Origin of the sequence: Bradyrhizobium roseum (assembly GCF_030413175.1) — a bacterium.
GTDB lineage: Bacteria > Pseudomonadota > Alphaproteobacteria > Rhizobiales > Xanthobacteraceae > Bradyrhizobium > Bradyrhizobium roseum.
On sequence record NZ_CP129212.1, the window covers coordinates 1,500,975 to 1,522,536 of the forward strand.

At 63.7% G+C, this 21,562-nt stretch carries 19 protein-coding genes; 7 read left to right on the plus strand and 12 right to left on the minus strand.

Annotated features, from left to right (window positions below; translation table 11 throughout):
* Positions 1-119: 119 nt before the first annotated feature.
* On the minus strand, positions 120-1,673 hold the full coding sequence (locus tag QUH67_RS07030; RefSeq protein WP_300945953.1) for an amidase family protein: 1,554 nt from the start codon (positions 1,671-1,673) through the stop codon (positions 120-122).
* Positions 1,674-1,874: 201 nt separating this feature from the next.
* On the opposite strand from QUH67_RS07030, the gene QUH67_RS07035 reads away from it, so the two are divergent.
* On the plus strand, positions 1,875-2,192 hold the full coding sequence (locus tag QUH67_RS07035) for an Arc family DNA-binding protein (protein ID WP_300945954.1): 318 nt from the start codon (positions 1,875-1,877) through the stop codon (positions 2,190-2,192).
* Between the two features lie 28 nt (positions 2,193-2,220).
* Here the strand turns inward: QUH67_RS07035 and QUH67_RS07040 are convergent, their stop codons facing one another.
* The 5 genes from QUH67_RS07040 to QUH67_RS07060 all read right to left on the minus strand — a co-directional run bounded on the left by QUH67_RS07040 (position 2,221) and on the right by QUH67_RS07060 (position 8,264).
* The gene (locus QUH67_RS07040; RefSeq protein WP_300945955.1) at positions 2,221-3,183 is read right to left on the minus strand and encodes a dihydrodipicolinate synthase family protein; all 963 of its coding nucleotides are present in this window, start codon (positions 3,181-3,183) and stop codon (positions 2,221-2,223) included.
* A gap of 17 nt (positions 3,184-3,200) precedes the next feature.
* Positions 3,201-4,940 carry a flavin-containing monooxygenase gene (locus tag QUH67_RS07045; RefSeq protein ID WP_300945956.1) on the minus strand — a complete coding sequence of 580 codons (1,740 nt, stop codon included), beginning with the start codon at positions 4,938-4,940 and terminating at the stop codon, positions 3,201-3,203.
* Positions 4,941-5,101: 161 nt separating this feature from the next.
* Positions 5,102-5,965: an FAS1-like dehydratase domain-containing protein gene (locus tag QUH67_RS07050; RefSeq protein ID WP_300945957.1), complete on the minus strand. Its 864-nt coding sequence runs from the start codon at positions 5,963-5,965 to the stop codon at positions 5,102-5,104.
* Positions 5,966-5,969: 4 nt separating this feature from the next.
* On the minus strand, positions 5,970-7,088 hold the full coding sequence (locus QUH67_RS07055) for a CaiB/BaiF CoA transferase family protein (RefSeq protein WP_300945958.1): 1,119 nt from the start codon (positions 7,086-7,088) through the stop codon (positions 5,970-5,972).
* A gap of 9 nt (positions 7,089-7,097) precedes the next feature.
* Positions 7,098-8,264 (minus strand): acyl-CoA dehydrogenase family protein, encoded by a 1,167-nt coding sequence (locus QUH67_RS07060; protein ID WP_300945959.1) that lies wholly within the window; start codon positions 8,262-8,264, stop codon positions 7,098-7,100.
* 127 nt (positions 8,265-8,391) lie between these two features.
* Here QUH67_RS07060 and QUH67_RS07065 point away from each other — a divergent pair, with 127 nt between their 5' ends.
* Positions 8,392-9,315: a LysR family transcriptional regulator gene (locus QUH67_RS07065; RefSeq protein WP_300945960.1), complete on the plus strand. Its 924-nt coding sequence runs from the start codon at positions 8,392-8,394 to the stop codon at positions 9,313-9,315.
* A gap of 176 nt (positions 9,316-9,491) precedes the next feature.
* On the opposite strand, the gene QUH67_RS07070 is transcribed toward QUH67_RS07065, so the two are convergent.
* The 3 genes from QUH67_RS07070 to QUH67_RS07080 all read right to left on the minus strand — a co-directional run bounded on the left by QUH67_RS07070 (position 9,492) and on the right by QUH67_RS07080 (position 12,662).
* On the minus strand, positions 9,492-9,857 hold the full coding sequence (locus tag QUH67_RS07070; RefSeq protein WP_300945961.1) for a helix-turn-helix domain-containing protein: 366 nt from the start codon (positions 9,855-9,857) through the stop codon (positions 9,492-9,494).
* Positions 9,858-10,081: 224 nt separating this feature from the next.
* Positions 10,082-11,356, minus strand: a complete 1,275-nt coding sequence (locus QUH67_RS07075) for a cytochrome P450 (RefSeq protein ID WP_300945962.1) — start codon at positions 11,354-11,356, stop codon at positions 10,082-10,084.
* Positions 11,357-11,390: 34 nt separating this feature from the next.
* Positions 11,391-12,662 carry a cytochrome P450 gene (locus QUH67_RS07080; protein ID WP_300945963.1) on the minus strand — a complete coding sequence of 424 codons (1,272 nt, stop codon included), beginning with the start codon at positions 12,660-12,662 and terminating at the stop codon, positions 11,391-11,393.
* A gap of 222 nt (positions 12,663-12,884) precedes the next feature.
* Between QUH67_RS07080 and QUH67_RS07085 the strand changes: the two genes are divergently transcribed.
* From QUH67_RS07085 to QUH67_RS07095, 3 genes are all read left to right on the plus strand, one after another.
* Positions 12,885-14,057 carry an isovaleryl-CoA dehydrogenase gene (locus tag QUH67_RS07085; RefSeq protein WP_300945964.1) on the plus strand — a complete coding sequence of 391 codons (1,173 nt, stop codon included), beginning with the start codon at positions 12,885-12,887 and terminating at the stop codon, positions 14,055-14,057.
* A gap of 133 nt (positions 14,058-14,190) precedes the next feature.
* Positions 14,191-15,351 carry a DUF898 family protein gene (locus QUH67_RS07090; RefSeq protein WP_300945965.1) on the plus strand — a complete coding sequence of 387 codons (1,161 nt, stop codon included), beginning with the start codon at positions 14,191-14,193 and terminating at the stop codon, positions 15,349-15,351.
* Positions 15,352-15,363: 12 nt separating this feature from the next.
* Complete coding sequence (locus tag QUH67_RS07095) at positions 15,364-16,467, plus strand: M48 family metallopeptidase (protein WP_300945966.1); 1,104 nt, start codon at positions 15,364-15,366, stop codon at positions 16,465-16,467.
* Positions 16,468-16,478: 11 nt separating this feature from the next.
* Here QUH67_RS07095 and QUH67_RS07100 read toward each other — a convergent pair whose 3' ends face one another.
* From QUH67_RS07100 to QUH67_RS07110, 3 genes are all read right to left on the minus strand, one after another.
* The gene (locus tag QUH67_RS07100; RefSeq protein ID WP_300945967.1) at positions 16,479-17,477 is read right to left on the minus strand and encodes a LysR family transcriptional regulator; all 999 of its coding nucleotides are present in this window, start codon (positions 17,475-17,477) and stop codon (positions 16,479-16,481) included.
* Positions 17,478-17,719: 242 nt separating this feature from the next.
* Positions 17,720-18,529, minus strand: a complete 810-nt coding sequence (locus QUH67_RS07105) for a DUF2927 domain-containing protein (RefSeq protein ID WP_300945968.1) — start codon at positions 18,527-18,529, stop codon at positions 17,720-17,722.
* A gap of 110 nt (positions 18,530-18,639) precedes the next feature.
* Complete coding sequence (locus tag QUH67_RS07110; protein WP_300945969.1) at positions 18,640-19,242, minus strand: L,D-transpeptidase; 603 nt, start codon at positions 19,240-19,242, stop codon at positions 18,640-18,642.
* Positions 19,243-19,469: 227 nt separating this feature from the next.
* On the opposite strand from QUH67_RS07110, the gene QUH67_RS07115 reads away from it, so the two are divergent.
* Entirely contained in the window at positions 19,470-21,011 is a 1,542-nt protein-coding gene (locus tag QUH67_RS07115) for an acetolactate synthase large subunit (protein ID WP_300945970.1), read from the plus strand.
* Between the two features lie 35 nt (positions 21,012-21,046).
* A complete protein-coding gene (locus QUH67_RS07120; protein WP_300945971.1) occupies positions 21,047-21,562 on the plus strand; it encodes a hypothetical protein in 516 nt (171 codons plus the stop codon).

A 21,562-nucleotide genomic window follows, 5' to 3' on the forward strand; every position in this document is an offset into this window, starting at 1 on the left:
CTTTGAATTTTCTTGGCTCCGCCATGACTTCCAAGCGAGATGGCTTCAGCGAAGGCGATCCACCTCTCGATGGATTGCCTCGTGAAGTCAAGCCGATGGCGCGCCGTGACGGCCAGGGTTCAGGCCATCTTCTCCCACAGCCGGGGCACCAGCGGTCCCGCGCGCTTCTCGATCGCCGCCGCCGCATCGAGCGCGAGGTCCTCACGATAGCGCCCTGCAATCAGCTGCACGCCGATCGGGTGGCCGTCATGGAGTGCCACAGGCACGACGGCGCCTGGCAGGCCGAGCACATTGATGGCGGAAATGAAACGCAGATCGTTCCAGAACAGTTCGCGCGTACGTTCCGCGCTGATGGCGTCCTCGCGTGGGCCGGGCGTCGGCTTGACCGTCGTCGGCGCGAGCACCACGGGGTACTCCTCGAAGAACAACTGCCACGCCCGGATATGGGAGTTGCGCGCGGCGGTGGCACGCATCCAGCCCAAGAGGTCGAGTGTGTTCGCCTTGGCCTTGATGCCGCTCCAGGCGGCATGGAAATCCGGCGACGTCACTTTCAGCATCGCGGCTTCCTGCAGCATCGCGGTCTCGTTGGCGATGATGTCGCACCAAGTCTGCCAGACGCCGTTGATGTCGGGCACCTCGACGTCGCTGACGCGGTAGCCCGAACGCTCGAGATGGTCGGCGGCCTGGCGCAGCGCATCGCGTACCGAGGGATCGACATCCATATCGTCGGGCAGCTTTGCCAGCGCCACCTTGATCGGGCCTTTCGGCTTGGGCCCGACCAGCGGCGCGGGCACCCACCAGGGATCGCGCGGATCGCGCTGGCTCATGACTTCGAGCGCGGCCCGGACGTCGCCGACGCTGCGCGCCAGCGGCCCTTGCGCCGACATCAGATGCGCCAGCATCGGCCGCTCGGCCGCGGCGCTCTCGTTAAAAGCGGGGACACGGCCCTGCGTCGGCTTGATGGTGACGACGCCGTTGCAATGCGCCGGCCAGCGCAGCGAGCCGCCGATGTCGTTGCCATGCGCGATCGTGCCGATTCCGGCGGCCACCGCACTACCTGCGCCGCCCGACGAGCCGCCGCAGGTGATCTCGGCATCCCACGGGTTCAGCGTCAACCCGTGCAGCGGGTTATCGGTGAAGCCGCGGAATGAAAACTCGGGCGTGTTGGTCAGGCCGAGCACGATCGCACCGGCCTTCTTGAGGTTGCGGACAACAGGCGCATCGGAGGGGGCGATAATGTTCATCTGCGCGGGCACCCCGTTGGGGTTGGGCCGCCCTTCATAGTCGACGTTTTCCTTGATCGTGATGGGCACGCCGTGCAGCGGGCCGAACTCGGTCTTTCTTGTCAGGGCCTTGTCCGCGGCTTTTGCCGCCTTCAGCGCTTCCTCCGACAGATCGACGACGACCGCATTGAGTTTCGGATTGACGTCGCGCATGCGCGCGATGTGCGCTTCGACAACTTCGACCGAGGAAATCGCCCCGGAGCGGATGGCGGATGCGGTCTGCAGCGCCGTCCATTGCCAGACCGGTCCCTTGGGCGGGCGGGCTTTGGCGGACTTTTGAGAGGCCGCTTTCTTCTGTGCTTTTGCGGTCGTGCGGACGGCGGATTTTTTCGCCGGTATCTTCGCTGCCTTCGCGCCGCTCTTCCGCTTGTTGACGGTTTTCTTTGCCATTTCTCGCCCCATTGCTGTGCCGGCAACGTTTAAAGACGTCGGGGCCACGAGTCGAGACGGGCGGGGACTTTTGTGGGATCAAGTCGAATGCAGCGCGCCCGATCTTTGGTCAACGTCCTCAATCACGCCTGAATTTTCGGATTGCTTCGCTGGCTTCATCGAGGTGCATTTGCTCACGGCTTGGCCGTTGGAGGGACGAGCGTGGCCAGGAAAAAGGCAGCCCAACCGGAGACAATCACGTCTGCCGCACGTCCTACCAAGAAGGCGACGGCAACCGGCGGGACTACGGATCGGATTCAGTTCCGTCTGCCGCAGGGGATGCGGGACAGACTCGTTGGGGCGGCCGCGGCAAACGGGCACTCGCTCAACGAAGAGATCATTCAGCGGCTCACGCAGTCGCTTGAGCGCGACGAGATGCAGAAGCTGTCCGACCGTCTCAAGGCGCAGGGCGACCGCCTTGCGAAATTTGAGGGTGAAATAGCCGCCATCGTCGGGCAGCTCAGGCTGCGCAACGAGTAGCGGCGGGGCGGCCGTGGTAGCGGCGCCATTATGCGGCGTTGCGTCCCGTCGCGGCTCTGACGTCGAGCAATCCTGCCTCGATCAGCGCGTCCCTGATCCGGGCGATTTCCCCGTCCGATATCTTCACCAGCGGCGGACGCACCACCGCGCGGGGCAGCTTGCCAAGCAGCACCAGCGCTTCCTTCATGCGGTTGTGCATGTCGACAAAAGGATCGGCGTAGAACACGCGGGCCGTGGGATAGATCCGGTCGTTCAGCCGGCGCGCTTCCGCCAGATCGTTGGCCTTGACGGCGCGGAACAGCCTGGCCTGGAGATCGGCGATGACGCTGCCGCTGCCGGAGAGCAGCCCGTTGCAACCGAGCACCAGCGAGCTCAACAGCCATGCGCTGTTGGTCGACAGCACGTTGATCGGACGCGCGCGACCCTGCAACGCCCGGATGTGGGCTTCGTGCTGCGGCACTTGTGGCGTCCAGTCCTTGATGGCACGGATGGTCGGAATTTCGTCGAACAGCCGCTCCAGCGTCGCCGCCGGGTAACCCTGGCCGGTGGCCAGCGGATACTGGAATACGATCATAGGCAGATCGGTGGCATCGGCGATGGCCTTGAAATGGGCCAGCGCCATCTCGGCCGTCTGGCCGAGGGTGAAGGGCGCCGGCGGAAACACCAGTATCGCGGAAGCGCCGCCGGCCTCGGCGCGGCGGGCAATCCGCGCCGCCTCCAGGCTGCCGTCCGCCCAGATACCGTGAATGATCGGCAGCTTGCCGCCGACTTCCTCGCCGGCGATCTCCATGACGCGGCGCTGTTCGTCCGCCGTGCACGAGGCGACTTCGGTGGAGTGGGCGTTGACCGTGATGGCCGACAATCCCAGCACCGCGGCGATATCGCGCAAATGGACGCGGAAGCTTTGTTCGTCGATCGACAGATCGTCATGGAACGGCAACAGCACCGCCGGGATGACGCCGTGAGGTACGAAATCGGGATGGCGGCTCATGTCTCGTCTCCTCCGGTTCAAACGACGGGTACGCGCTTTGCGGCCACGGCGGCCGGCGAAATCACCTCGATGTCGAGCGGCACCTGCCAGCGTTCGGTGAAATTCACCTGCGGCGGCGTATTGCCCTGGCGGGCGCCCTTGAGCACAAAGCCCTCATAGGCGTTGTTCATCACTTCATTGCACTTCTGCACATAGACCGGGAAGCCGCCGATATAGGGCATGAACACGCGCGGCCGTCCCGGAATGTTGGTCCCGACATACCAGGAACTGCAGGTCGAGCGCAGCGACACCGTCGAGACGTCGTTGACGTGCGCCACCCAGGCGTCCTCATCGGCCTGCAACGGCTCGATACTGCGGGCGCCGGTCTCGCGCATATGGCCGAGGCAATCGGCCAGCCAGTCGACATGCTGCTCGATCGCCTGGATCATGCTCGCCAGCACCGAGGGGCTGCCGGGACCGGTGATCATGAACAGATTCGGAAAGCCCACCGAGGCGAGGCCGAGATAGGCGCGCGGGCCGGCGCGCCATTTTTCGGCGAGCGTGCGGCCACCACGGCCGGTGATGTTGATCTTGTCAAACGCGCCGGTCATCGCGGCAAAGCCGGTCGCGGAAACGACGGCGTCAAACTTGTATTCGGTGCCGTCGACCACGATGCCCTCTTTGGTGAAGCGCTCGATCGGCGTCTTCGATACGTCGACCAGCTTCACATGCGGCAGATTGTAGGTGGCAAAGTAATCGGTATCGACACAGAGCCGCTTGCAGCCGAACACGTTCTGCGGACACAGCAGTTCGGCGGTCGTGGGATCCTTCACGATGCCGCGGATCTTCTGCCGGGCGAATTCGGCAATGGTGTCGTTGGCCGCCTTCTCGAACAGCAGATCGCCATAGGCGCCGAGGAACGGAAGTCCGCCGCGCTCCCACGCCGCTTCATATTGTTCCTTCCGCTGCTCCGGACTGGCCTGCAGCGCCGGCTGCATATTGAACGGGAAATAGAAGCCGGTCGGCCGCGCGCGTGCCTTGGCGCGCAATTCCGGATAATGCGCCTTGGCTTCCTTCAGATAATCCTCCGACAGCGCTTCGTTCCGCGCCGGCACCGACCAGGTCGCGGTGCGCTGGAACACCGTAAGCTGCGCGGCCTGCTGCGCGATGATCGGGATCGACTGGATCGCGGACGAACCGGTGCCGATCACCCCGACACGCAGGCCGGTGAAGTCGACGCCCTCGTGCGGCCATTCACCGGTGTGATAGATCGGCCCCCTGAAATCATCCATGCCGGGGAAGGCCGGGCAGTTCGGCGCCGACAGGCAGCCGACCGCCATGATGCAGAACTTTGCCGTGACGCGGTCGCCGCGGTCCGTCTCGATCAGCCAGCTATCGGTGTCCTCGTCGAAGGTCGCCGCCATGACGCGGGTATCGAACACGATCTGGCTGCGCAGGTCGAAGCGATCGGCGACGTGGTTGGCGTAAGCGAGGATTTCCGGCTGCGGCGAATATTTCTCCGACCAGTTCCATTCCTGGTCCAGCTCTTCGGAGAACGAGAAGGAATATTGCAGGCTCTCGACGTCGCAGCGGGCGCCGGGATAGCGATTCCAGTACCAGGTCCCGCCGACGCCGCCGCCAGCCTCGTACACCCGCGCCGTGAAGCCGAGCCCCCGCAACCGGTGCAGCATGTAAAGGCCGGCAAAGCCTGCGCCGACCACGACCGCGTCAAAAGCCCCCGTTTCAGGAGCGCGCGCTGCTGCACTCGCCTGAGCCATACCTGTTCCCTCTGCTTTTCTTGTCGCGTTTCCGCTGACAAGAGTAGGGCGGGTGTATGGAGGTCGGCAAGCGCGACGGTCGCCGCGTCACGAATGGCACCTATGCTGCGCGGGCGCTTGGACTCGCCTGCGCGATCAAGGGGAGCGCGGCAGGTGCGGCCTTACCAGCTCGCCGTGCCCTTCATGGTCGGCTGGCCCTCGGCATTCGCGATCCACAGATCCATGCCGGCGGCGGTCTCGTTGGCGTTGATCGAGAACTCGCCGCCTTCGAACAGCGGCTGCACGCCGCGATAGCTGAACTTCTTCGGCGCAATGCCGCCGCGCAGTTTGGCGGCGAATTCGACGATCAGCGCGGCCTGCAGGGGACCGTGGAAGATCAGGCCCGGATAGCCCTCGACCTTGGTGACGTAGTCGCGGTCGTAGTGGATGCGGTGGCCGTTGAAAGTCAGCGCCGAGTAGCGAAACAGCAGCACGGGATCGCTGACATGGGTTTCGCGATGTTTGGCCATCGGGGCCGGCGGAGGGGCCTTTGGCGGTGCAGCAGGCGTTGTGCCGCCCATGTCGCGGTAGACGATGTCCTGGCGTTCGCGGATCGCGACGCCCCGTGGCGTCGTCACGGTATGCTCGACCGAGACGAAGCACAGCGAGCCGGTCGAACCGGTTTTCAGGGTCACGTCCGAGATCCGCGAGGTCCGCGTCGATTCGTCGCCGACGCGCAGCGGTTCGATGAATTCGATCTCGCCGCCCGCCCACATCCGGCGCGGCAACGGCACCGGCGGCAGGAAGCCGCCGCGGGTCGGGTGGCCGTCGGGGCCGAGCATCGACATCGGAAACACCGGTTGCGCCAGGCACCAGTGCGTGGTCCACGGCGCGGCATCACCCGCCTTGGGCTCGCCGATGTCCTGGAACAGCGTCGCGCGCAGGCCCTTCACGAGCTGCGCGGTAACGACGTCGGTCGCTTCCGCGCCGCGGCCGATCCATTGGCGCAGATGGTCGAGGTCGAGTTTTTCGGCTGATGCGGTCATGGCCTCAGGCCTTTTTGCGGGCTGCGGGAAATTCGGCATGCTCGCCGATCGCGGGCACGGGGCCATAGTGCCTGTCTTCGCCGACGAAGATCGCCGCCGGCGCGGCATAGCTCACCTTGCCCTTTGGCGTGTCGACCTCGATACGCCTGAGGTGTGGATGCGCGGCGAGGTCGGCCATGGTGTTCACTTCGGCAAATGCGATGTCGGCCTCGTCGAGTCGCTTCAGCAAGTCGATGCGGTCCATCGACGCGAAGCTGTCTGCCACCGTCTTGTCAGTCAGCGCACGGTTCTTGACCCGCTCGACCATGTTCGCAAAACGCGGATCGTTCGGCAGGTCGGGCTGACCGAGCACCTCGGCGCAGAGTTTTTTCCACTCGCGCTCGCTCTGGATCGAGATCAGGATGCCCTTGCCGTCTTTTGAATTGAACACGCCGTAAGGCGCGATCGAGGGATGGGCCAGCGCCATCCGCTTCGGCGGGTTGCCGGCCTCCGAATTGATCAGCGGCACCGCCATCCAGTCGGCCATCACGTCGAACATGGAGATGCGAATGTCGGCGCCCTTGCCGGTGCGACCGCGCGCGATCAGCGCCTCGAGGATGGACGCATGCGCGGTGGCGCCGGTCGCGATATCGACGACGGAGATGCCGACGCGGGACGGGCCTTCCGGGCCGCCGGTGATCGAGGCCAGGCCGCTCTCGGCCTGGATCAGCAGGTCATAGGCCTTGCGCTCGGCATAGGGGCCGGTGTCGCCATAGCCGGAGATCGTGCAGCAGATCAGCGCCGGATAATCCTTGCGCAGCCGCGCCAGCGAGAAGCCGAGCTTGTCCATCGAGCCGGGCTTGAGGTTCTGCAGCAGCACGTCGGCGCTCGCGATCAGCTGTTCGAGTTCGGAGCGGCCTTCCTTGGTAGCGAGGTCGACCACCTGCGAGTTCTTGCCGCGGTTGAGCCAGACGAAATAGCTGCTCTGGCCTTTTGCCGCAGCGTCGTAGCCGCGGGCAAAATCGCCTTCGGGGCGTTCGATCTTGATGACATGCGCACCGGCATCCGCCAGCCGCGAACTGCAGAACGGCGCGGCAACGGCCTGTTCGACGGAGACGACGATCAATCCCTCTAGCGGCAGCATGTTTTGTTCTCAGTAGGAGCGGGGCAGGCCGAGCACATGCTCGGCGACGTAGGACAGGATCAGATTGGTCGAGATCGGCGCCACCTGATAGAGCCGCGTTTCGCGGAACTTGCGCTCGACGTCGTATTCTTCCGCAAAGCCGAAGCCGCCATGGGTCTGCACGCAGGCATTGGCTGCTTCCCAGGAGGCATCGGCCGCCAGCATCTTGGCCATGTTCGCCTCGGCGCCGCAATCCAGTCCGGCCTCGTATTTGCGGGTGGCTTCCTTGACCATCAGTTCGGCCGCCCGCATCTGGGCATAGGCCTTGGCGATCGGGAACTGGATGCCTTGGTTCATGCCGATCGGGCGGCCGAACACCGCGCGTTCCTTGGCGTAGTTAGTCGCCTTGGCGATGAACCATTTGGCGTCGCCGATGCATTCGGCCGCGATCAGGATACGCTCGGCATTCATGCCGGAGAGGATGTAGCGAAAGCCCTTGCCCTCCTCGCCGATCAGGTTCTCGGCAGGCACCTTCATGTCCGTGAAGAACACTTCTGTCGTGGCGTGGTTCATCATGGTGCGGATCGGACGGATCTCGAGGCCGTTGCCCTTGGCCTCGCGCATGTCGACGATGAACACGGAAAGCCCATCGGTGCGCTTCTTGGCCTGATCCTTCGGCGTGGTGCGCGCCAGCAGGATCATCAGGTCGGAATGTTCGGCGCGGCTGGTCCAGATCTTCTGGCCGTTGACGACGTAGTGGTCGCCGTCGCGCTTGGCGACGGTCTTCAGCGAGGAGGTGTCGGTGCCGCTGGTCGGCTCGGTGACGCCGAATGCCTGCAGCCGCAATTTGCCGCTGGCGATCCCGGGCAGATACTGCGTCTTCTGGGCGTCGTTGCCGTGCCGGAGCACGGTGCCCATCGTGTACATCTGGGCGTGGCAGCCGCCGCCGTTGCAGCCGGCGCGCTGGATCTCTTCCAGGATCGCGGCCGCGGCCGACAGCTTCAGCCCGGAGCCGCCATATTCCTCGGGGATCAGGACCGAGAGGTAGCCGGCCTCCGTCAGCGCATCGACGAACTCCTTCGGATACGCCATCTGGCGATCGAGCTTGCGCCAGTATTCGCCCGGGAACTGGGCGCAGAGCTTGGCGACGGCGTCGCGGATGTCGTGGAATTCGTCTTGCTGTTCTGATGCGGTCATTTGATTTTCTGGCGATGGATGGTGGGGGATGTCAATTGCTGAAGGCGCGGGCCGTTGTGAAATGGCGGCGGGGCGCCTATGCTGAATTGTTATAGCGTATGAACCTGCCTTCGAAGATTGGCAAGCGATGGATATCAGGCAGCTCCGAACCTTCAGTTGCGTCGCCGAGCTGGGCAGCCTCAGCAAGGCCTCCGACACCCTGCGGGTGGCGCAGCCGGCGCTGAGCCGCCAGATCAAGCTGCTCGAGCACGAATTGCGCGCCGATCTGTTTACCCGCAACGGCCGCGGCATGGTGCTGACCGATGCCGGCCGGTTGCTGCTGGCACGCACCGCCGGCATCGTGCGGCAGCTCGACCAGGTGCGCGACGAAATCCAGTCCGCCGGCGGCCCGCCCTCGGGCCGCGTGGTGCTCGGGCTGGTGCCGACCGTCAGCTGCGTGATTTCGGCACGGCTCGCCCGGCGCACCGTCGACAGATATCCGGGCATCTCGCTCTGCATCGTCGAGAGTTACAGCGGCCACTTGATGGAATGGCTGCACCGCGGCGAGATGGATCTGGCGTTGATCTATGGCCCATCGAGCGACCTGCATCTGACCGTGCAGAGCCTCGGCCGCGATCCGATCGTCGCGGTGGGGCCGCGCGGCAGCGGACTGGCGCAGAGGAAGCAGGTCGAAATCGGCTGGCTGCTGAAGCAGACGCTGGTGCTGCCCAGTCATTCGCACGGCCTCCGCGCGCTGATCGAGCAGGCGGCGGCGAAGAAGAAACTGAAACTCGACGTCAGGCTGGAAGCCGATTCCTTCCGGGTACTGACCAGCCTGGTCGAGGAAGGTTTGGGATACACGCTGCTGCCGCCGTCCTCGGTGCGGCACGAAGTCGCCAGCGGCCGGCTGGAAACGGCTGCGCTATCAAAACCGGCGCCGATGCGCGAACTGACCCTTGCATCTCCCATCGATCATCCCGGCTCGACTGCGATCACGCTGGTGAGCGAGCTGCTTCGCAGCGAACTTTCCGCCTGCCGCGAAGAGGGCCTCTGGGACATCAAGCTCGGCTGAGCCGATACCGGGCCGTTGCAGTTGGCTTAGAGCAAAACTTGGCTGCTCTGCATTCTCATCTGGGCACAACAGTCATGCCGCAATTGTATAGGGCAATGATCCATGGCCTAGATCGCCACGCCGACGCCTTGAGCCTGCAGGACATCCTGGACCGCGGATTGCCCCGGCGATCTTCGCTATGAAGGCCGGGTCCGCCGGACGTTGCATACCTTGTGCGGAGCGATCCTGAGATCGGACAGCGACGTCGTTCCCGGTCCTGGATCGGCAGGTTCCAGCACGATCCGGCAACGGAAACCAAGCGCCCGCGCGATGCGCAGATAGTTGGTGAGGGTGACGCCGGAAGTGCCGTTCAGATAGCGGGAGATCTGGCTGGGATCGGCTCCCAGCATGAAACCGATCGCCTCCAGGCTCATCGGATTTTCCTGCCGTCGTTCCAGGATTTCGTTGATGATCAGTTTTTCATCGTTGGCGACCTCGAGCGCAAGGCGCTGGCTGGTCTCGTGGTCGGTACCAGGAAAGTCTCGCGTACGCGTTCTCATCATAGGCTCTCGATATGCTCTCGATGCCCCTCCGACTTCATAACGAATTCGGGCCGGTGTTGGATCACTGCGCGAAGGTGAATTCGAGCGACCCCTTTCCAAACTTACCGGGCAACGCGAGTTCCCGGATTTTGGTATGGCCTCACCAGGGGTGAGCCGTGCATTGGCTGTACCACCCGATACGTTGATCGCCTCCGGGAGCGAAGGCGGATCGAGGCCGGCGCCGCTTATCCAGGAATACGCACCGGCAACTGCTCGATGCCGCGGACAAAACTCGAATAGACCCGCTTCGGCTCGCCGACCACCTCGATGCGGTCGAAGCGCTTCAGCATTTCCTGCCACACGATCTTGAGCTGCAACTCGGCGAGCCGCATGCCGACGCAGCGGTGGATGCCGAAGCCGAACGAAAGGTGCGTGCGCGGGCGGGCGCGGTCGATGATGAACTCGTCCGGCCGCTCGATGCCTTCCTCGTCGCGGTTGCCCGAGACGTACCACATCACGACGCGGTCGCCCTTCTTGATCTTCTTGCCGCCGATCTCGGTGTCGACCAGCGCGGTGCGGCGCATATGGGCGAGCGGCGTCTGCCAGCGGATCACTTCCGGCACCATGGTGTCGATCAGCTCGGGGTTTTCGCGCAGCTTCTGGTACTGATCGGGATGCTCGTTCAACGCCAGCACCGAGCCGCTCATGGTGTTGCGGGTGGTGTCGTTGCCGCCGACGATCAGCAGGATGATGTTGCCCATCAGATTATCAGGGTCCATGTGCCGCGTGGCATCGCTATGCGCCATCATCGACAGCAGGTCGTTGCGCGGCGGCGCGTTGACGCGCTCGTTCCACAGTTTTGAGAAATAGGCGTAGCACTCGTCCATTTCCTGGCGCCGCTGTTCCGGCGAGTCCACGACGCCGCTCTTGGGCAGCGCGGTCGAGACATCCGACCAGCGCGTCAGCTTGCGGCGTTCTTCCCAGGGAAAATCGAACAGCGTCGCGAGCATCTGCGTGGTCAGTTCGATCGAGACCCGCTCGACGAAGTTGAAGGTCTCGTTGCGCGGCAGATTGTCCAGCACCTTCTGCGAGCGCGCGCGGATGAGCTTTGCCAGCTCGTCCAGATGCGTCGGCGTGAACATCGGCGACACCGTCTTGCGCTGCGCCGAATGCCTGGGCTGGTCCATCGCGATGAAGCTCGGATAGTCGTAGCCGGGCGGCACGTCTCGGATTGAGATGCCACCGAGCGTCGAGTCGGACGAGAAGATGCCGTGGTTGGTGTCGACATGCATGATGTCATTGTACCTGGTCACCGACCAATAGGGTTCGATCGGCGCGTTGGTGCAGTAATGCACCGGCTCTTCCTTGCGCAGCCGCTCGAACCATGGCCACAGCGTATCGTTCTGGAATAGTCTCGGCGCGCCCGGGTGAAAATCCTTGAGCGGCGTCGAATAGGCCTCTTCACGCGCGGCGCGCAGCAGCTCTTTTTTGTCGGCTCTGATGGATGCCTGGACGTTCATGGTCGATCATCCCACGTGGGTTTCAAGTCAAAGGCTAGGCGGCGATGCGGACCGGCAGGGTCTCGTAACCCTTCACGAAGCTGGAATATACCCGCTTCGGTTCGCCGACCACCTCAATATTATCGTACCGCTTGAGGATTTCTTCCCAGATGATTTTGAGTTGCAGCTCCGCGAGCCGGATGCCGACGCAGCGGTGAATGCCGAAGCCAAAGGAGACATGGGTCCGCGGCCGCTTGCGATCAATGATGAATTCATAGGGACTGTCGATCACGTCTTCGTCGCGATTGCCGGAGACGTACCACATCACGACCTTGTCACCCTTCTTGATCTGCCGGCCGCGGAACGCGATGTCTTCGAGCGCGGTGCGGCGCATATGGGCAAGCGGCGTCTGCCAGCGGATCACCTCAGGCACAAAGCTGTCGATCAGGTCGGGGTTGTCGCGCAGCTTGCGATATTGATCCGGGTTCTTGTTCAGCGCGTACACGCTGCCCGACAGCGTATTGCGCGTGGTGTCGTTGCCGCCGACGATCAGCAGGATCAGATTGCCGAGGAAATTCTTCGGGTCCATGTCGCGCGTGGCAGGGCTGTGCGCCATCATCGACAGCAAATCGCTCTTCGGCGGCTGGCTGATGCGCTCCTTCCACAGCTTTCCGAAGTAGGCCGCGCATTCCATCAACTCGGCCTGACGTTCTTCTTCCGTCGCGACCAGCCCTTCGGGGCCGGGAAGGGTGGTGGCGACGTCGGACCAGCGCGTCAGCTTGCGGCGGTCTTCCCAGGGGAAGTCGAACAGCACGGCGAGCATCTGCGTGGTGAGCTCGATCGAAACCTGGTCGACCCAGTCGAAGACCTCGTTTCTCGGCAGGTTGTCGAGGCACTCGGCGGAACGCTTGCGAATGTTGATCGCGAGCTGGTCGAGATGCGTCGGCGTGAACATCGGCGCCACCGTCTTGCGCTGCGCGGAATGGCGCGGCTGGTCCATCGCGATGAAGCTCTCGCTGCGCAGGTTCGGTGCGATGTCGCGGATGGTAATGCCGCCGAGAGAGGAGGCCGACGAAAACACCGCGTGATTGGTCTCGACGTCCATGATGTCGTTGTATTTGGTCACCGACCAGTACGGGCCGAACATCGAGTCCTTGCAGTAGTGCACCGGGTCTTCCCGGCGCAGGCGGTCGAAATACGGCCAGAACGAGTCGGTCGTGAACAGTTCGGGATGGCTGACGTCGAAATCGCCGATCGCAATCGACTCGGCCCGTTCGCGCGCGGCGCGCAGATGGGAATCTCCGGCGAGATCGATGGTTCCGTGCATGCGCACCTCCCTTGGATGTTCTCCCGCCGAAGCAATCTGGCGGTTCGATGTTTTACCCTATTACATCCCGAGCCGTGCGCCGGCGCAAGGGGAGTTGGGTGCCTTGGTCAAATCGATACCGCTGTCCGATCAGCGGCCATCGGGCGCTTTTCGCCCCGTGACAAGCGTATCCACGGAGATTAAGGCTGTTTGAAACAACGTCTCATTCGCCGGGAGGTGGCCATGATCCCCAACGCCCACAGGATGTTCAACTTCGATCTCGGCGACACCGCGGACGCGATCCGCGAGACGGTGCATGCGTTTTCGCAGAACGAAATCGCACCACGCGCCGCCGAAATCGACCGCAGCAATCTGTTCCCGCGTGATCTCTGGCCCAAGATGGGCGCGCTCGGCCTGCACGGCATCACGGTCGAGGAAGAGTATGGCGGGACGGGCCTGGGCTATCTCGAGCATTGCATTGCGGTGGAGGAGATGTCGCGGGCCTCGGCCGCGGTCGGGCTGTCCTATGGCGCCCACTCCAACCTCTGCGTCAACCAGATCCGGCGTAACGGCAATGAGGCACAGAAGCGCAAATACCTGCCGAAGCTGATCTCGGGCGAGCATGTAGGTTCGCTGGCGATGTCGGAGCCCGGCGCCGGAAGCGACGTGGTGTCGATGAAGACCCGCGCCGACAGGAAGGGCGATCGCTTCGTCCTCAACGGCAACAAGATGTGGATCACCAATGGTCCCGTCGCCGACACGCTGGTGGTCTACGCCAAGACCGACCTCAACGCCGGTCCGCGCGGCATGACCGCCTTCATCATCGAAAAGGGCATGAAGGGCTTTTCTACGGCGCAAAAGCTCGACAAGCTCGGCATGCGCGGCTCCGATACCTGCGAACTCATCTTCGAGGATTGTGAGGTGCCGGAGGAGAACGTGCTCAGCGAAGTCGGCCGCGGCGTCAACGTCCTGATGAGTGGCCTCGACTATGAGCGCGCGGTGCTGGCGGCAGGCCCGATCGGCATCATGCAGGCCTGCATGGACGTGGTGCTGCCTTACGTGCACGAGCGAAAACAGTTCGGCGAGCCGATCGGCACCTTTCAATTGGTGCAGGGCAAGATCGCCGACATGTATACCACCATGAATGCGTCGCGGGCTTATGTGTATGCCGTCGCAAAGGCCTGCGACCGAGGCGAGACCACGCGCGAGGATGCGGCCGGCGCGATTCTCTATGCCGCCGAGAAGGCCACCCAATGCGCGCTCGATGCTATCCAGCTACTCGGCGGCAACGGCTACATCAACGACTATCCGACCGGGCGGCTGCTGCGCGATGCCAAGCTTTATGAAATCGGCGCCGGCACCAGCGAAATCCGCCGCATGCTGATCGGCCGCGAGTTGTTCGAAAAAACGGCGTAACCTCTGCGGCGGGAAGCGGGCGAATACTAAGCAAGGGTTGCAGCGCGTTTCTATGCGTCCTGTGGAACCTAGGTCACACAACGGCCGATATATTCGTGGTTTGATCCGCCACCGTTTCTGTCGGAGTTGATCGATGAATGAGATGAGCTGGCCCCCGCAGGTGCCGCCCGGGCCGCCGCCCATGCCAGTGCCGCCGCCGATGCCCGTGGCATTTTCCGGCAGCCGGGGTGAATTCTTCGATCTGGCCAAGCGCGGCGCGGCCCTCGAGCTTGTCACGCTCGGCTTCTACCGGTTCTGGCTGCTGACCGATATTCGTCGCCATCTCTGGTCCAACACCCTGGTTGATGGCGATGCTGCCGAATATACCGGCCGCGGCAAGGAGTTGCTGATCGGCTTTCTGGTGGCGCTTGCGATCCTGGTGCCAATCTATCTCGGCTATTTCCTGATTGGTCTGGAAGCCGAGCGCTATCAGGCGTTCGCCAGCATTCCGCTGGTTGCCTTCTTCTACCTGTTCGGGCAGTTCGCGATTTATCGCGCGCGGCGCTACCGCCTGACGCGAACGGTATGGCGCGGCGTGCGCTTCTGGATGACGGGGTCGGGCTGGAAATATGCCCTGCAGGCATCGCTGTGGGGCGTGCTGATGATCCTCACCCTCGGGCTGATCCTGCCTTGGCGCGCGGCGGCGCTTGAACGCTACAAGATGCGCCACTCCCATTTCGGCGACCTGCAGGGCCGCTTCGAGGGGCGCGGCTGGGAATTCTTCAAACGCGGCTGGTGGCTGTGGCTGCTGACGCCGATTGCGATCTACATCAGCCCGATCGCGCCGTTCGTGTACGCCGGTTACAAGGCGATCGAGTGGCGCTGGTGGCTGTCCGGCATTCGGTTCGGCGAGGTCCGTCTGGAATCCTCATTGCCGAAGAGCGCGCTGATCGGGCTGTACTGGAAAGTCGTTGGCTGGATGGCCCTGCTTGGGTCGGTCTTCGGCATCTATCTGGCGCTATGCGCGGTGCTGGTCGCCAGCATGAGCGGCGAGGGACTCACGGAGTTTTTCAAGACGCCGGAATTGATGCGCAGCATTCCGCTGCTGGTGGCGGCTGGTCTCGGCTATCTGGTGATGGCGCTGGCGATGAACGTGGTGATGCGGGTCTATTTGACGCGCGATCTCTGGGTCATCGTGCTGGGCTCGGTCAATATCGTCGGTATCGAGGCCGCCGCCAACGTCGCCGCGCGCGGTGATCTCGCCAATGCGCTCGGCGAGGGTTTTGCCGACGGCCTCGATGTCGGCGGGTTCTAGGATGTGATGACCATGGATGGCGATGTGCCGGAAATCTCGAAAACGCCGTCGGCCAATGCGGCGACCTATTTCGACGGCGTATCGAGCCGGCGCCGCGCGGTCATGCTCCGCTTCTCCGACCGGCTCGAAATCACCGACCACGAACAGACGCTGGCCGTTTGGGACTATGCGGATGTCCGCCGCGCCGACAGCCCGTCGGGCATGCTGCGCCTCGGTTGTCCGACTGCGTCCGCGTTGGCCAGGCTGGAGGTGCGCGATGCCGCGCTTGCCGGCGAACTGGCCTCGCGCTGCACCAGGCTGGATCAAAACACGCCCGGTCGGCGCGGCGTCGCCGTCATTGTCGGCTGGTCGCTGGCTGCCGCGACTTCGATCGTTCTGGTGGTGCTGTTCGGCCTCCCCCTGATTGCCGACCGCCTCGTGCCGCTGGTGCCTGACGCGTTCGAGCGGCGGCTCGGCGAGGTCGCCGACAGCCAGATCAGGAAGATCTTCGATGCCAAGGCTTGCGACAACCCCGCCGGGCAGAAGGCCTTCGTCAAGCTCGTCACCGCCATCCGCGAATCCGCCGGCCTCGACACCTCGGTGCAATCAGGCGTGTTGTCGAGCCCGATTCCCAATGCCTTCGCGCTGCCGGGCGGCAGGGTCTATCTGTTCAATGGCTTGCTGGCGAAGGCCGACAACGCGGACGAGATCGCGGGCGTGCTGGCCCATGAACTGGGCCATCTCAAGCATCGCGACAGCATGCGCGGACTGATCCGCGACGGCAGCACCTCGTTCCTGATCGGACTGCTGTTCGGCGACATCACCGGCTCCAGCGCGCTGATCTTCGGCTCCCGCACGCTGGTCACGTCGTCCCATTCGCGCGAGGCCGAGACCAAAGCCGACGGCTTTGCGATCGACGTCATGCACCGGCTGGGCCGTCCGGCAAAGCCGACCGGTGAATTGTTGCTGAGGGTCACCGGCAAGGAGGGCAAAGGGCTGTCCATCATCTCCAGCCATCCCCTTAGCGAGGACCGGCTGGCGCGGATGAGCCGGGAAGACCGGTCAGCCAGCGGGCCGCCGCTGCTGACGCCGGCAGAATGGCGGTCGCTGAAATCGATCTGCGATAACAAGATCTGATCCTGCTTTATTCACCGCCTGGCGCTTTTGCGCGATCGTACCGCCTCGACCGGTGCGGTCGTCGCGCTGTCCGGGGTCCGTCCCCATACCGCCTGCATGGCCGAGAACGCCTGGGAGATGACGGGCTCGTGCCGACGCGACGTCAGACAGGCGAAACTAAGATCGCAGGTCAGCGCCACCTTGTCGGCAACCACGAAATTCCGTTTGCGCGTGATGCGATCGATCACGTGGTCACGGGCCAGGCTGAGGCAGTTGCCGGCTTCGACGGATTCGATCATGGCGTCTTCATGTTCCGCGAAGGCGACGCGTTTAGGCAATGATCCGGTCGGCCGGAACACGTCGTCGATCAGCCGGCGATGTGCCGAATCGTGCGGGGTCGTGATCCAGGGCAAATCGATCAGGTCGGTCCAATCCTTGCCCGACACCTTGTCGCTCCATTCGAGGGGGGCGATCACACGGTAGTCGTAGCGAGTCAGCGTTGCGAGCCGGTACTTGCCATCCTCGATGGTGCGTTCGGGCAGCACGTCCAGCGTCAGGTATTCGGGCGGCGTGGCGTCGATATAGTATCCCACGTCGAGCTCGCCTCGGCCGATCTGGGCCAGCACGTCGTTGCTCATGCCGTAGCGGAGGAACACCTCGGTCTTCTTCGAGGACGTGGCGATGCTGCGCACGAACGAGCCCAAACGGGTCGACTCCGGATCCAGGATCGTCCCGACGCGCAGAGTCATCCGCAGCGATTCGCGCAAGGAATCCGCCGCTGTCTTGAAATCTGCCGAGGCCGATATGGTTCGGTGCGCCAGCGGCAGCAGTGCGGCGCCCGCTTCCGTCAGGGTAAAGCCGCCCGGCGTGCGGTTGAAGAGCTGCAGGCCGGTGCTTTCTTCCAGCCCCTTCAACTGCAAGCTGACGGCCGGCTGGGTCAGGTGCAGCAACATGGCCGCGCGCGAAACCGTGCCCTCGCGGGCCACGGTGATGAAGCAGCGCAAGGCCTGGATACGTGGCAGGTCGTTCATTTGGAAAACTTATAGGAGGCGCCCATACAGTCCATTAGATAGGATTTGCTCTTGGAAGTCACAATCTTTCGCAGATTAAACTTTGCGTTGTCATCGGAAAAGTGATGAATGCGTGGGCTCGACCCAACCGCGAGCGATGCTCGCCGGACATAGCTGAGGGAGCTGGCCGGGTCCCCGCAGGTGAACATCGCACTGGCGGTCAGCCCGCAGGCGGCATAGCAAGCACTGCCGCGGCCCGCTACTTACGGCAGGTTGTTGACCTTGCGCACCCATGCGCGCACGTCTGTCAGCACCTCCGGCAGCAGCGCCTTGACCTCCTGCACGGTCATGCCGGGCCTGATCCGGGGATCATACAGCAGGTTCAGCAGATACTGGTCGTAGACGTCGAAATAGCCCATCGAGACGTTGTCGTTGAACATGGTCCAGGGCACGCTCTCGGTATCGTTGATCGGTCCCAGCGATTGCAGCAGTTCCTCATAGGCGCAGTCGAAGAAGACGAAGTCGCCATTGTCGATCGTGAGGATCACGTCGGAATGCTCGATCTCGAACTTCTCGTTCTTGCGAAAGCCCGACAGGCATTGCGGGTCGAGTGAAGAGCGAATTTCTTTCGCCCGTTCGCTGCCGTAGAATGTCGCGATAGTGCGCTGGAGGTCGCGGTCGCGCACCAGCTTGACCTGCACATTGGCGGCGTCGATATCGTCGACCATGGCAATGTCGAGGTGCTGAACGCGCGAAGCGATGTCGGCCACGATCTTCGCGAGCTGCGCCTTGCGGTCGGCGCGGGTCCCGTCGGCGAACACCCGGACCGGTACGTCATATTTTCTGATGCGGTCGACGCGTCCGGCGAGATGATATTCGGCGCCGAACGCAGTCTTCAAGAAGCCTTCGACGATCTCGTTGTCGGTGAAGTTCTTTTTCTCGCTGCGCTGCCGCTGCGCAACCGAGGCGATCTCGGTGGATGCCGCGCACGGCACCCATGTTCCGCCGAGCACAGCTGCGCCCAAGGACGCCGCGAGCGTCCATCGGCAGAGGAATAGGCGGGGCGTACGCATTCAAACGACGCTGCAGCAATCGGCGCGCGCGCGCAAGGAAAGAAAGCCGTGATCGACCCCCGCATCGATCACGCGCTTGCGTGCGTCCCAGCGGTTCCAGGAGAAGGCGGTTAGTTCTGCACGACCACCTTGGTGCCGACCGGCACGCGGCTGTAGAGATCGGTCACGTCCTCGTTGGTCATGCGGAAGCAGCCGGAGGAAACGGCCTGCCCGATGGTCTCGGGTTCGTTCGAACCGTGGATGCGGTAGAGTGTCGATCCCAGATACATCGCCCGGGCGCCCAGGGGGTTGTCGATGCCGCCGGGCATGTGGCGCGGCAGGTCCGGTCGGCGGCGCAGCATCTGCGCCGGCGGCGTCCAGCTCGGCCATTCCTTCTTCGCGGAAATGCGGTGGGTTCCACCCCAGCGGAAGCCGTCACGGCCGACGCCGATGCCATAGCGCAGCGCCTGACCATTGCCGAGCACGAGATAGAGCCGGCGCTCGGCGGTGTTGATGTAGATCGTGCCGGGCGCATAGCCGGCGTTGAACATCACCGTCTGACGCGGGATCGGGCTCGATCCGCTCGGCGAGCCGGGCCGGAAGAAGCCGGGGCCGCCGCCCATGATGTCGCGCGAATCGTCGAAGAAGAAGTTTGGAAAACCTTGCGCCCGCGCCTGGCCGGCTCCCGCCAGCACCACCATCGCTGCAAAAAGAAAAGCAAAAGCCCGGGTCATTTTCGTCCTCGTCAAAAAATCTGAATATCTCGGTCGAGAGAGGCCACAATTGCGCCGGTCGTGCAACCAACGAGCTTGTGACCCGGCCATTTTCGAACGCCTTGGTTGAAAAAGGCAACAGGCCTTAGGCGATGGCTGCATTGTTCCGCTAAACCTTTGACGAAACGCCGGAACAAATGTTTGATCGCCGCCAGCTGATATAGCAACGATCGAAAGGGAACGAGACCATGAACGGCGCGGAAAGCCTGGTGCGGACTTTGGTCGCAGGCGGCGTGGATGTCTGCTTCACCAATCCCGGCACCTCCGAGATGCATTTCGTCGCCGCACTCGATCGGGTAGAGGGAATGCGCTGCGTGCTTGGTCTGTTCGAGGGCGTCGTCACCGGCGCCGCCGACGGCTATTACCGCATGAAGGGCACGCCGGCGTCGACCCTGCTGCATCTCGGGCCCGGGCTCGCCAACGGCCTTGCCAATTTGCACAATGCCAAGAAGGCCAATTCCGGCATCGTCAACATCGTCGGCCAGCACGCGACCTATCACATCGCCTACAACGCCCCGCTGACATCAGACATCGAAGGCCTGGCCCGGCCGATGTCCGCCTGGGTGCGGACTTCGCCGGATGCAAAATCGGTCGCCGCCGACGGTGCGGCCGCAATCGCGGCGGCGAAGGGCGCGCAGATCGCCACCCTGATCCTGCCCGCCGACACGGCCTGGAACGAGGCCGACGGCATCGCGCAGGTGCCGGATGAGAACCAGCGCGCCAGCTATTCTGCGAAGGCGGTCGACCAGGCTGCGAAGCTGCTACGCAATGGCGGCGCCTCGACGCTGCTGCTGATGACCGGCGGCGCGCTCACCGAGCACGGGCTTGATCTGGCCGGCCGGATCGCCGGCAAGACCGGCTGCAAGGTGATGACGCCGACCTCCAACCCGCGCGTGGCGCGGGGGCGGGGCCGTTTCTCGATCGACCGCATTCCTTACGTGATCGAGCAGGCGATGCCGATCCTGAGGGAGTTCAAGAACATCGTGCTGGTCGAGGCCGGCGAGCCCGTGGCTTTCTTCGCCTATCCGAACAAACCCAGCCTGCTCAAGCCGCAAGGCTGCGAGGTGCATCGCATGACCTCGGGCGCCGAAAATTCCGTCGCCGCCCTGGAGGCGCTGGCGGGCGCGCTGCAGGCGCAGCCGTCCGACCGCCAGCCGCAGAAGCTGGTCGAACTCGTAAAGCCGACCGGCGCGCTGACGCATGCCTCGATCGCGCAGGCGATCGCGATGGCGATCCCGGAAAACGCCATCGTGGTCGATGAATCCATCACCACCGGCCGCGGCTTCTTTCCGCCGACGGCGGCGGCCAACCCGCACGACTGGCTGCAGAACATGGGCGGCTCGATCGGTTTCTCGACCCCGGTCGCGACCGGCGCCGCCGTGGCGTGTCCCGATCGCAAGGTCATCTGCATGGTCGGCGACGGCAGCGCGATGTACACGCTGCAATCGCTGTGGACTCAGGCGCGCGAGGGCCTCAACGTCGTCACGATTGTATTTGCCAACAAAATCTACCAGATATTGCGTGGCGAGTTCGACGGCGTCGGCGCCGGCGAGCCCGGCCAGCGGGCGCTCGACATGCTCAAACTTGACCGTCCGGACCTCGACTTCGTGGCGCTCGCGAAGGGCATGGGCGTGCCGGCCCGCGCGGTCGCCAACGTCGACGATTTCGTCAAGGCGCTGGCGGAAGCCGTCGCCGAGCCGGGACCGCGGCTGATCGAAGTGCAAATGTAAGGCGACCTCGATCGCTCGCCTTCGTGGGAGGCGTCATGCAGACCGTTCTGAACAAGGTCATCGCCGCGCTTCACGCGTTCTATGCAAACGAGGCCTTCCTGCTGGAAAACGAAGCCGGTGAGCGTGCGCTGACGCACCGGCTGGCGGTGCATGTCGAACGGCAATTCCCGGGCTGGGAGACCGACTGTGAATACGACCGGCTGGGCGACCGCACGCTGCGGCTGCCGCGCGGATCGATCGTCTCCACCGACGATCATCTCGCCAAATCGATCTATCCCGACATCGTCGTGCATCAGCGCGCCATACCCAACAACCTGCTCGCTGTCGAGATTCGGAAATCGGCCAATCATCAGCCGATCGACCATGACCAGCACAAGCTGCGGGCGCTGACCGACCCGCATCTGTGGTTCGCCTACTGGATCGGCGTATTGCTGACGCTGGACAAGAAGCAGGTCACGACGTCGGAAATCTACACCAGCGGCGCTTTCGATCAGCCGCTGTCCGGCTGGTTCGCCGGACGGATCAAGGAATCCGGCTTGCGCGCGAGCTAA

Excerpts from the sequence above, each read along its gene's own strand:
- QUH67_RS07030 (WP_300945953.1), bottom strand. The coding sequence starts at position 1,673 with ATGGCAAAGAAAACCGTCAACAAGCGGAAGAGCGGCGCGAAGGCAGCG.
- QUH67_RS07040 (WP_300945955.1), bottom strand. The coding sequence starts at position 3,183 with ATGAGCCGCCATCCCGATTTCGTACCTCACGGCGTCATCCCGGCGGTG.
- QUH67_RS07045 (WP_300945956.1), bottom strand. The coding sequence starts at position 4,940 with ATGGCTCAGGCGAGTGCAGCAGCGCGCGCTCCTGAAACGGGGGCTTTT.
- QUH67_RS07050 (WP_300945957.1), bottom strand. The coding sequence starts at position 5,965 with ATGACCGCATCAGCCGAAAAACTCGACCTCGACCATCTGCGCCAATGG.
- QUH67_RS07055 (WP_300945958.1), bottom strand. The coding sequence starts at position 7,088 with ATGCTGCCGCTAGAGGGATTGATCGTCGTCTCCGTCGAACAGGCCGTT.
- QUH67_RS07060 (WP_300945959.1), bottom strand. The coding sequence starts at position 8,264 with ATGACCGCATCAGAACAGCAAGACGAATTCCACGACATCCGCGACGCC.
- QUH67_RS07065 (WP_300945960.1), top strand. The coding sequence starts at position 8,392 with ATGGATATCAGGCAGCTCCGAACCTTCAGTTGCGTCGCCGAGCTGGGC.
- QUH67_RS07070 (WP_300945961.1), bottom strand. The coding sequence starts at position 9,857 with ATGATGAGAACGCGTACGCGAGACTTTCCTGGTACCGACCACGAGACC.
- QUH67_RS07075 (WP_300945962.1), bottom strand. The coding sequence starts at position 11,356 with ATGAACGTCCAGGCATCCATCAGAGCCGACAAAAAAGAGCTGCTGCGC.
- QUH67_RS07080 (WP_300945963.1), bottom strand. The coding sequence starts at position 12,662 with ATGCACGGAACCATCGATCTCGCCGGAGATTCCCATCTGCGCGCCGCG.
- QUH67_RS07085 (WP_300945964.1), top strand. The coding sequence starts at position 12,885 with ATGATCCCCAACGCCCACAGGATGTTCAACTTCGATCTCGGCGACACC.
- QUH67_RS07090 (WP_300945965.1), top strand. The coding sequence starts at position 14,191 with ATGAATGAGATGAGCTGGCCCCCGCAGGTGCCGCCCGGGCCGCCGCCC.
- QUH67_RS07095 (WP_300945966.1), top strand. The coding sequence starts at position 15,364 with ATGGATGGCGATGTGCCGGAAATCTCGAAAACGCCGTCGGCCAATGCG.
- QUH67_RS07100 (WP_300945967.1), bottom strand. The coding sequence starts at position 17,477 with ATGAACGACCTGCCACGTATCCAGGCCTTGCGCTGCTTCATCACCGTG.
- QUH67_RS07105 (WP_300945968.1), bottom strand. The coding sequence starts at position 18,529 with ATGCGTACGCCCCGCCTATTCCTCTGCCGATGGACGCTCGCGGCGTCC.
- QUH67_RS07110 (WP_300945969.1), bottom strand. The coding sequence starts at position 19,242 with ATGACCCGGGCTTTTGCTTTTCTTTTTGCAGCGATGGTGGTGCTGGCG.
- QUH67_RS07115 (WP_300945970.1), top strand. The coding sequence starts at position 19,470 with ATGAACGGCGCGGAAAGCCTGGTGCGGACTTTGGTCGCAGGCGGCGTG.
- QUH67_RS07120 (WP_300945971.1), top strand. The coding sequence starts at position 21,047 with ATGCAGACCGTTCTGAACAAGGTCATCGCCGCGCTTCACGCGTTCTAT.